Origin of the sequence: Serratia sp. CY47280, from assembly GCF_052168655.1 — a bacterium.
GTDB classification, from domain to species: Bacteria; Pseudomonadota; Gammaproteobacteria; order Enterobacterales; family Enterobacteriaceae; genus Serratia; species Serratia bockelmannii.
This window is the reverse complement of the sequence record NZ_JBJNMG010000007.1, coordinates 223,952-233,317: the sequence shown is the minus strand read 5'-3', so window position 1 is coordinate 233,317 and position 9,366 is coordinate 223,952. Positions and strand designations below refer to the sequence as shown.

The following is a 9,366-nucleotide window of genomic DNA, read 5'->3' as shown; positions in this document are numbered from 1 at the left end:
TTTCCTTCTTACTTGTGGTGAGTAAGCTGGAATATTCCGGCATGGGTTTCCTTCAGGCTAGAGCCTCACAGGTTCAATCACCACCTCCTTAGGAGGTGGTTTAAGGCTTACAACAAAAACCCCGGCCTGCCGGGGTTTTTTTATGCCTCAGAACATGCTGTTGCCGCTGGCGGTCTTCTCCGGCACCGGCTGCGTTACATCCCAATGCTCGACGATCTTCCCGGCGCTGTCGAGACGGAAGATATCGACGATCGCCGCGGTCTTGCCGGCCTCGCGCCCGCTGACCTCCACATGCAAAATCACGAAGTCGCCGTCGACAAACGCCTGTTTCACCTCACTGTGCGAATTGGGGTAACGCGTTTTCAGCAGCTCGACAAATTGACGAAAGCCCGCCACGCCGTCTTTAGCGTTGGGGTTATGCTGCTTGTACTGCTCGCCCAAAAACGGCCGCGCCGCCGCAAAATCCTTGTTGTTCAGCCCCTGCCGATAAAACTCCAGCACGTTCTGCTTGTTGCGCGCCTCCTGTGGCGAATGCCCCGCCTGTGCAGTGCCGGTCACCAATAACAGCGCCATCACACAACCTTTCATCATCGATGTCATCGCAACTCCCTTATGTCATTGCAGCGCCAGGAACAGCTCGCGATAGCTGGCAGTCAGCTGCTCCAGCGTGGCGCGGTTCAATCCGCTGGGGTTGGGCAATACCCACACCTCGGTTTGCCCCAGCACCATCGTCTGCTTGCCCCAGGGCGCGTTTTTCACCCCGAAGGCGGTGGTGAACGCCTGCTTGCCCAAAATCGCCAACGCGCGCGGCTGGTAGCGCAGGATCTTCTCTTGCAGCGCCTCGCCGCCGCTGCGCAACTCGTCGCGCGACAGCTCGCTGGCCGCCACCGTCGGGCGCGCCACCAGCGCGGTAATGCCGCAGCCGTTATCCTTCAACTGCTGCCACTGCTCCGGCGCCAGCTGGCTCTCGGTAAAGCCGGCCTGATGGATCACCTTCCAGAAGCGGTTGCTGCCGTTGGCGAAAGGGTAGCCCTGATGGGCGGAAGAAAGGCCGGGGTTGATGCCGCAAAACACCACCCGCAGATTGGGCGCCAGAAGTTCCATGAGTGTCGTGAGTCCATTGCAGGGATTTACTGCGGTTATCGCAAAATCCGCCAGCAATTACAACAGGCTAGAACTGTGCAGAAAAGCAACATACGGGCGGGTAACAGTAGACCGCCGCTTAAGGATTCCCTATAATCTCGCGGCTTGGCCCCTTAGCTCAGTGGTTAGAGCAGGCGACTCATAATCGCTTGGTCGTTGGTTCAAACCCAACAGGGGCCACCAAATTTTTGCTTTAAAATCATATAAAAAAGCCACTTCCCTCGAAGTGGCTTTTTTATTTCTTGCTCACAGTGGCGGCAAAATGGCGGCGGTATGCCGGCACTCTCAGCTATCTTTCCCCTCTTAACCAGCCTATAGCCAGACTCACCAGGAAGCCGGCAAAGAAGATCGCGATAGCCACAGCGATAGATTTCCACCACTCGTCAAACCAGAACAAGGCAACAAATGCCGTTATAGAGAACAGGCCAATGACTATGGACTCAACCAAGTCAGCAGTTTGCCGGCCAACAAATTTAGCGAACTTCACAAGAAAGGATTTTAGCCAGCTCATTGATTTTCTTAATTAACGATAGGAAGTCATCATCACTTGATCATTAGTTAAAATCCAACCGCTGGCTTTTGATTGATTTATCCGCTATCGCTCGCCTCTCACAAGGCTACACAAAGCAATAGTGACAAACACCAGCAACAGGAATATTGCCGCGCTTAGAATTCGTTGCCACCATTCGTCGAACCAGAACAGTGAGCCAAACGCAGCGATAGAAAATATCCCGCCCAAAATCGCTTCCACAAGGTGCGACAATCCTTTACCGAGCTTACTGCCCCAAGACTTTAGATAGCTCATGATTCACACCTTCACAGAACATTTTCGATTTGCTGGTATAGGCAACAAAGGGTTCAAGATACTCCTCCGCCAGAAAGTAGATCATGTCCAAATTTCGTGGCGTGAGCTTATGGTACGTTGAGGGATATTGTTCCCGCAAACGACGCGAAGAAACGGCGGCCTTTTCAATAATTCCTTGTAAAAGAATGATGTTTAGCCCAGCAATGGTGACACCTTTGAATACCCATTTGAAAAGTGTGCTGCCGATAACCTTTTTCAAAATATGGTGTGTGATTTGCTGAACCAGAATGAACTGCGTCCCCATACGTCCTGTAAGATAACCCTCTGCATGGTTAAATTTTTGGCTTAGCGCGGTTTGTGTTTGCAGATCCATCCGCTGATAGCAGTCACGGATAATCACCACTATCAGCTCACGTAGCGGGGTTTCGATACCATAACCGGCACGAACGACCTTAATAAATCGTTCCGTTTCAATTTCATTGCGGTGCTTAAGCTCTCGGCCGCCGAGCCCTGCTCCCTGCCATGTCCTACGAGCACTATAGGCAATGCCCCTTGGTAAAGACTCTATTCCCTCAAGAATTCCTTGAGCTACGGCTTTCGCATCCATAACAATCCCTTATCAGCGCCCTGGCCGTACCCTATACTAACTTCGCTTAAAATATCAACATCCCTTTCATCCTAATGAAGGGCGCCCCTCGGCATAATGGCTTTTTTGTTTCCCGCCGCCGTGCCACACTTCCCTCTCGGCATTCCTGATTTATTTCGACTCAAAAGGCCCCTGCATGATCGTCAACTGCGACCACGACAACCTTGATGCCTGGCTGGCTCTGCGCTCGGCGCTGTGGCCCACCTGCCCGCGGGAAGAACACCGCGCGGAAATGCGCGAGATATTGGCTTCGCCGCACCACACCGCGTTTATGGCGCGGGGGCTGGACGGCGCTTTCGTTGGCTTTGCCGAGGTCGCGCTGCGCTACGATTATGTCAACGGCTGCGAATCGTCGCCGGTGGCGTTTTTGGAAGGGATTTATACCGCCGAACGCGCCCGCCGCCAGGGCTGGGCCGCGCGCCTGATCGCGCAGGTGCAGGAGTGGGCGAAGCAACAGGGGTGCAGCGAGCTGGCGTCGGATACCGACATCGCTAATCTGGATTCCCAACGCCTGCATGCGGCGCTGGGCTTTGCCGAAACGGAGCGGGTGGTGTTTTACCGCAAAACGCTGGGCTGATCAGGCACCTTGCGTTGCCGCTGATGCGTCAACGGCTCGGCGCGCAGCAGTCTCTTCCCCACCAATATTAACCAACCCCCTTCCTCATCCAGCGTTTTCGCCGTGGCACTCTCATCGGCACAGCAATCGTATCGGTCGCCCATCGACATAAGGCCATCAAATACAATCACAATGAGCGTAATTGGTTCTATTTTGATTGGATTTGTCGCCTTACTTTATTTTGAAAAACTTATAATGGGGACATCACATACCCGCAGATACCGCTCAATAGAACAGGAGATTGGCATTTATGAAACTGACCAGCCAAAGCTTTAAAGAAGGAGAGTTCATTCCCGGTGAGTTCGCCTTCGCTATCCCCGATGCCGCTAACCATGTCGCTTTATCGAGAAATCGCAACCCCCATCTGGCCTGGAGTGAAGTGCCTGCAGGCACGCAGTCTTTCGTGATCGTCTGCCATGATCCCGACGTGCCAAGCCGTGGTGATGATGTGAATCAAGAGGGTCGGGTTGTGCCCGCATCGTTGCCGCGCGTTGATTTCTTTCACTGGCTGCTACTGGATGTTCCGGCCAGTACCGTGGAAATTGCGGCGGGCTCTCAATCGGACGGCGTAACGCCGCGTGGCAAAGCCGGGCCAAACGCCCCTTCGGCCTATCGCCACGGCATCAATGACTATACCGGTTGGTTTGCCGCCGACGAGCAGATGAAGGGGGAATACTACGGTTACGATGGCCCATGCCCACCGTGGAACGATACGTTAGTTCATCATTATATTTTCACGGTTTATGCGCTTGCTACCCCCGGTTTGGATGTACAAGGGCCTTGGACAGGGGCTAATGTGAATGCTGCCCTGGCGGAAGCGCCGGTGTTAGCCCAGGCGAGCCTGACAGGCCTTTACAGCCTGAACCCTAACGTAGCATCAACGGCGAAATAATCGCATAAAGGAGTCGAATATGAGCCGGACCGGTTCCTTCGGATCAGTGCGAACCAGACGCGAGCAGGGTGCGAAACTTTTGCACTGGCACTCTCCGTCGGGGGCTCCGGTGTTGAGGCGCCGCTTGTGCGGGGTGTGCCAGCCGACATTGAAACGCCAGCTGCACACGCCGCAGTTCGTCTTCCATGAAGCGACGGTCTTGCTGATCGTGGCGGGCCAACTCGGTATCACATCGGCTTCACAACATTTGTCTCTGGAGACCCCCGGCGAACTGCTCCTGGTCCCCCCCAACACCCGCGCAGATTTAGTCAAAACTCCGGGCGATATCGATCGGCCTTTTCGCTCGATACTCCTGACGCTGTCGGCAGAACTGCTGGATGTCTTTCACCGAACCCGGCAGGCTTCACCCCCTATTCCCCCTAAAGATGACGCGAGGAAAACGCTGCCTCTGGACGAAGACCTGTCGGCGACGTTTTATCACGTGATTGAAAGCGTGGAAAAACAGGAAATCAGTGATATTCGCCTGCAATACCGCCTTCTGGACTTTTTGACCGCGCTGGCCGAACGGGGACATGTTTTTACGCATTTGCCATTGGATAGCCCATCACAGCGCCTGCGCACTTTGATTTTTGAGGCTCCGGAACAAAACTGGACGGCAGAAACGGCGGGAAAAACGTTAGCGATGAGCCCGGCAACGTTGCGGCGGCGCCTTGCCGCCGAACAGACGCGCTTCGAAGACTTGCTGATAGACGTCCGTATGCATCACGCCATGATGTTGCTTCAAACCACCCGATGGGATATGACCCGCATTGCAGAGGCCTGCGGTTACAAATCCAGAGCGCGTTTTAGCGAACGCTTTCAAAAGCGTTTTGGTTACGCGCCTTCCGCCATCCGATAAAACGCTGGGCTGATCAGGCGATCTTGCTTTGCCGCTGATGCGCCAACTGCTCGGCGCGCAGCAGGATCTCCTGCAGATCGTCCTCGTCGATATCGAACAGATCCCCCTCCATCAGCGCCTCGTGCAGATCGGCGCGGGTGATGGAAACGGCATCGATCGGCAGATTGGCCGGTTTGGCCTCCGCCGGCGCCAGCGCATGCGGGTAGCGTCGCCCGGCCAGGTTATTGAACAGAATGGCCAGCGCCGCCAGCAGCACCGAGTTCAGCAGCACCGGATACAGTACGAAGTCATAGCCCATCTGGTGAATGCCGGGGCCGCCGAGGATGGCGGTCAGCGCCACCGCGCCGCCGGGTGGATGCAGGCAACGCAGCTTGAACATCAGGCCGATGGCCACCGCCGCCGCCGCGCCGCAAGCCAGGCCCGGATCGGGGATCAGCAGACCAGCGCTGACACCCACCGTTGCCGCCAGCGCATTGCCGCCGACGATCGACCAGGGCTGCGCCAGCGGGCTGTTGGGCACGCCGAACAGCAGAACCGCCGAAGCGCCCATCGGCGCGATAAACCACAGGTTCACCTCGCCCAAAATAAAGTGGCTGATCCAACCGGCGAGCATCAGCCCCAAACCGGCGCCGACGCTGGAAATCAGCATCTCTCGCTTGCCCACCGCCAGCGGGTGCGGCCACAGGCGCGCAACTCCCACTTTTACCCGTTCAATCCACTGCGTCTTCATGTTACCCGATACGGCTCAATTCACTTGTTGGCAACAAATATATCACATCATCCTGAAGGAACTCACGGCGCCGTAAACCGCGCCGCCCAAGAACTTTTAGCTAACAGATTGATTTTTAGCCTCCCCTCGACAATGATGAATGTTCCCCCCTTAACCCCGAGGAACCGCCGATGTCTCAACCGATCACCGAGCTTTATACCGACAGTGAATTTTTCAGCCCGTACGCCATGTCCGCCTTTGTCGTGCTGACGGAAAAAGGCATTCCGTTCACCGTGAAGCCGGTGGATCTGGCGAAAAAAGAGAACAAAGAGGCGGCCTACGCGGCGCTGTCGCTCACCCGCCGGGTGCCGACGCTGGCGATCGGCGAGTTCCAGCTCTCGGAGTCTTCAGCGATCGCCGAATACCTGGAAGACATCCACCCGGCCCACGCCGTGTACCCGCGCGACGTGAAGCTGCGCGCCAAGGCTCGCGAGATCCAGGCCTGGCTGCGCAGCGATCTGCTGCCGATCCGCGCCGAGCGTTCGACCGAGGTGGTGTTCAACAACGGCAAGTTCCCGCCGCTGTCCGAAGCCGCGCAAGAGGCCGCGCGCAAGCTGATCGCCGCCGTGGAAAAGCTGCTGAGCCACGGGCAGGATAATCTGTTCAGGGAGTGGTGCATCGCCGACACCGATCTGGCGCTGATGCTCAACCGGCTGGTGATGCACGGCGATCCGGTGCCGGAGCGCGTGCGCCACTATGCGCACAAGCAGTGGCAGCGCCCGTCGGTGCAGGCCTGGCTGGCGTTGTCGGAAAAACGGCGCGCCTGAGAAAAAAATCGGCGGCCACGACGCCGCCGTTCTCAATGCCGAGAAACAACATCACTGCTTGAGGGAAGGCAAATCACCATCCAGAGGGCAGATAGCCTAACAATGAAGCGATGGCGTACACCGCACTGGCCAGATACAGCAACACAATGCTGACCTGCAGCAGCGGGTGCGTGATCCAGTTGCACTGCCAGCGCGGGGTTTGGTCGCCATATTTGCGCGCGCCGCGCAGGATCAGCATCGGCATGATCGACAGGATCACCCCGCTGAACACCCCGGCGAAGTAGAGCGCGTTGACGAACGACACCAGCCCGCTGTAGGCCAGCACGAACGGCGGCACCACCACCAACAGCAGCACGCCGAAGCGGCGCAGCGGCAGCTCGTCGTTGCCCAACCGGAACTTGTCGAAAATATTGGTCAGGAAGCTGCCGCCCAATCCCCAGTACGAGGTCAGCATCGCACACAGCGCGAAGATGTTGGCGGAGAAGAACGCCCACTGCCCCAGCGCCTGGCCCCAGGAAATGGTGGCCACGTCGGAGATGTCATCCAGCCCGCTGAGCGCGATCACCGACATCGGCACCGCCGCCAGCAAAATGAAGGTCACCACCATGCCGACGATGATCGCCTTCGGCAACTGCTCCGGCTTGTCGGCGAAGCCGCGCGCCATTTCCGGCACGATGTACTGCGCCGAGAAGCAGAACACCACCACGTTGAACACCGGCACCATATAGCGCCAGTCGCCGTCCAGCAGGTTGCGCATCTGGGTGGTGTCTTTCAGCAGCGTCGCCGCCACCAGCGCGGTCAACATCACCACCATGCCGATGCTGATGAACTTCTCGCCGCGGCCGATCGCTTTCAACCCCAGGTACAGCACGCCGGCGGCGGGCACGAAGAACAGCAGGCTGCCCAGCGCCGGCGAGATGCCGAACAGCGATTGCAACAGCTTGCCGCTGCCGGTCATATAGGCGGTGAGCGCCCCAACGCTGTTGACGCACACCGAAGCGAACATCAGCCAGGCGCCCAGGCCGCCGACGTAGCGCTTCGCCAGCCCGCTCAGCTGCAGATGCGCGCGGGTGCGCAGCGTGGATTCGGCAACGTACAGCATGGTGATGGTGGTCAGGCTTCCCACCAGCACCAGCCAGAACAGCAGCGGCAGAAAGCCGGCCTTGCTGGAGGCGTAGGCGATGGAGAGCACCCCGGCGCCGATGTTGGTGCCGACGATCATCGCCACCCCTTCGAGGAAACTTAACGATTTGGCGGGTGCAGGTGCTCGCACCCCGGCGGCAAGCGCCGGAGAAACAGAGATATTATCAGACATGCATCATCCTTTATCGCCCGGCGACGCTGGCCGCCGGGATGGGTTAACGTCCTGACGCTCAACAGCTCACATCGATACACAGGTATTTCAGCTCCAGATATTCTTCTATCCCGTAGCGCGATCCTTCACGCCCGAGCCCTGACTGTTTCACGCCGCCGAACGGCGCCACTTCGTTGGAAATCAGCCCGGTGTTGATGCCGACCATGCCGTACTCCAGCGCTTCCGGCACGCGCCACTGGCGCGCGGCGTTCTGCGTGAACAGGTAGGCGGCCAGGCCGAATTCGGTGTCGTTGGCCATGGCGATGGCTTCCGCCTCGTCATGGAAGCGGAACAGCGGCGCCACCGGCCCGAAGGTCTCTTCTTTGGCGAAGCGCATCTTCTGCGTTACGCCGGTCACCACCGTCGGCTGGAAGTAGGTGCCGCCCAGCGCGTGCGGCTGGCCGCCGGTGGCGATCTGCGCCCCTTTGATCAGCGCGTCGTCGATATGGCTCTGCACCTTCGCTACCGCATCGCTGTCAATCAACGGCCCCTGGGTGGTGCCTTCGTGGCTGCCGTCTCCCACTTTCAGCTGCTCGACTGCCGCCACCAGCTTCTCCGCCAGCCGCTCGTAGATGCCGTCCTGCACGTAGATACGGTTGGCGCACACGCAGGTCTGGCCGCTGTTGCGGAATTTGGAGGCCATGATGCCCGCCACCGCCGCGTCCAGATTGGCGTCGTCAAACACGATGACCGGCGCATTGCCGCCCAGCTCCAGCGACAGTTTCTTGATGCTCGGCGCGCACTGCGCCATCAGGATGCGGCCGACCTCGGTCGAGCCGGTAAAGCTCAGCTTGCGCACCACCGGGCTGTCGCACAGCACCTTGCCCACCTGCGCCGCTTCGCCGGTCACCACCTGCAAAACGCCGGCGGGAATGCCGGCGTCCTGCGCCAGCTTGGCCAGCGCCAGCGCGGTCAGCGGCGTTTGCTCGGCCGGTTTGACGATGATGGCGCAGCCTGCCGCCAGCGCCGGCGCCACCTTGCGGGTGATCATCGCCGCCGGGAAATTCCACGGTGTGATGGCCGCGCACACGCCGATCGGCTGCTTCACCACCACCAGGCGCTGCGAAGCCTGCGGCGCCTGCAATACCGCGCCGTCCACCCGCTTGGCCTCTTCGGCAAACCAGGTGATGAACGACGCGGCGTAGGCCACTTCGCCGCGCGCTTCCGCCAGCGATTTGCCCTGCTCGGCGGTCATCAGCTGCGCCAGATCTTCCTGCGCGGCCAACACCTTGTCGGCCCAGGCCAACAGCAGCGCAGAACGCTGCTTGGCGGTCAGCTGTTTCCAGTCATTTTGCGCCCGCTGCGCCGCCGCGATCGCCTGCTGGGTTTCCTCTTCGCTGACCAGCGGAATGCTGGCCAGTTCGGCACCGGTGGCCGGATTGATCACCGCTTCGCGTTTGCCGCTCAGGGCATCGCACCATTCGCCGTTGATCAGACACTGGCTGCACAGCAGCTCGGGATTGTTCAATTTCATGC

Annotated in this window: 11 protein-coding genes and 1 tRNA gene; 5 read left to right on the top strand and 7 right to left on the bottom strand. The window is 58.8% G+C overall.

The annotated features are described in order from the left end of the window. Positions 1-147 precede the first annotated feature (147 nt). Together ACJ8J4_RS21890 and mug are read right to left on the bottom strand one after the other, a co-directional pair. Entirely contained in the window at positions 148-591 is a 444-nt protein-coding gene (locus ACJ8J4_RS21890) for a nuclear transport factor 2 family protein (protein WP_049204445.1), read from the bottom strand. A 24-nt stretch (positions 592-615) separates the two neighbouring features. Continuing rightward, on the bottom strand, positions 616-1,104 hold the full coding sequence (gene mug / locus ACJ8J4_RS21885) for a G/U mismatch-specific DNA glycosylase (RefSeq protein WP_049208359.1): 489 nt from the start codon (positions 1,102-1,104) through the stop codon (positions 616-618). Positions 1,105-1,250: 146 nt separating this feature from the next. On the opposite strand from mug, the gene ACJ8J4_RS21880 reads away from it, so the two are divergent. Further along, positions 1,251-1,326 (top strand) — tRNA-Ile (locus ACJ8J4_RS21880). Positions 1,327-1,432: 106 nt separating this feature from the next. On the opposite strand, the gene ACJ8J4_RS21875 is transcribed toward ACJ8J4_RS21880, so the two are convergent. Continuing rightward, the gene (locus ACJ8J4_RS21875) at positions 1,433-1,654 is read right to left on the bottom strand and encodes a hypothetical protein (protein WP_043142054.1); all 222 of its coding nucleotides are present in this window, start codon (positions 1,652-1,654) and stop codon (positions 1,433-1,435) included. Between the two features lie 265 nt (positions 1,655-1,919). Then, a complete protein-coding gene (locus ACJ8J4_RS21870) occupies positions 1,920-2,555 on the bottom strand; it encodes a hypothetical protein (RefSeq protein ID WP_043142051.1) in 636 nt (211 codons plus the stop codon). Between the two features lie 175 nt (positions 2,556-2,730). On the opposite strand from ACJ8J4_RS21870, the gene aac(6') reads away from it, so the two are divergent. From aac(6') to ACJ8J4_RS21855, 3 genes are all read left to right on the top strand, one after another. Then, positions 2,731-3,171, top strand: coding sequence for an aminoglycoside 6'-N-acetyltransferase (aac(6'), locus tag ACJ8J4_RS21865; protein ID WP_147823201.1), 441 nt, complete (start codon positions 2,731-2,733; stop codon positions 3,169-3,171). A gap of 289 nt (positions 3,172-3,460) precedes the next feature. After that, positions 3,461-4,102, top strand: coding sequence for a YbhB/YbcL family Raf kinase inhibitor-like protein (locus ACJ8J4_RS21860; protein ID WP_164063412.1), 642 nt, complete (start codon positions 3,461-3,463; stop codon positions 4,100-4,102). Between the two features lie 148 nt (positions 4,103-4,250). After that, on the top strand, positions 4,251-5,000 hold the full coding sequence (locus ACJ8J4_RS21855; RefSeq protein WP_197836036.1) for an AraC family transcriptional regulator: 750 nt from the start codon (positions 4,251-4,253) through the stop codon (positions 4,998-5,000). 13 nt (positions 5,001-5,013) lie between these two features. Here the strand turns inward: ACJ8J4_RS21855 and ACJ8J4_RS21850 are convergent, their stop codons facing one another. Continuing rightward, positions 5,014-5,730: an HPP family protein gene (locus ACJ8J4_RS21850; protein ID WP_025304335.1), complete on the bottom strand. Its 717-nt coding sequence runs from the start codon at positions 5,728-5,730 to the stop codon at positions 5,014-5,016. 170 nt (positions 5,731-5,900) lie between these two features. On the opposite strand from ACJ8J4_RS21850, the gene yfcF reads away from it, so the two are divergent. Continuing rightward, on the top strand, positions 5,901-6,536 hold the full coding sequence (yfcF, locus tag ACJ8J4_RS21845; RefSeq protein WP_197836038.1) for a glutathione transferase: 636 nt from the start codon (positions 5,901-5,903) through the stop codon (positions 6,534-6,536). Positions 6,537-6,609: 73 nt separating this feature from the next. On the opposite strand, the gene ACJ8J4_RS21840 is transcribed toward yfcF, so the two are convergent. Continuing rightward, positions 6,610-7,851, bottom strand: a complete 1,242-nt coding sequence (locus ACJ8J4_RS21840; protein WP_197836040.1) for an aromatic amino acid transport family protein — start codon at positions 7,849-7,851, stop codon at positions 6,610-6,612. 58 nt (positions 7,852-7,909) lie between these two features. After that, the gene (locus ACJ8J4_RS21835; protein ID WP_264383750.1) at positions 7,910-9,364 is read right to left on the bottom strand and encodes an NAD-dependent succinate-semialdehyde dehydrogenase; all 1,455 of its coding nucleotides are present in this window, start codon (positions 9,362-9,364) and stop codon (positions 7,910-7,912) included. Positions 9,365-9,366 lie beyond the last annotated feature (2 nt).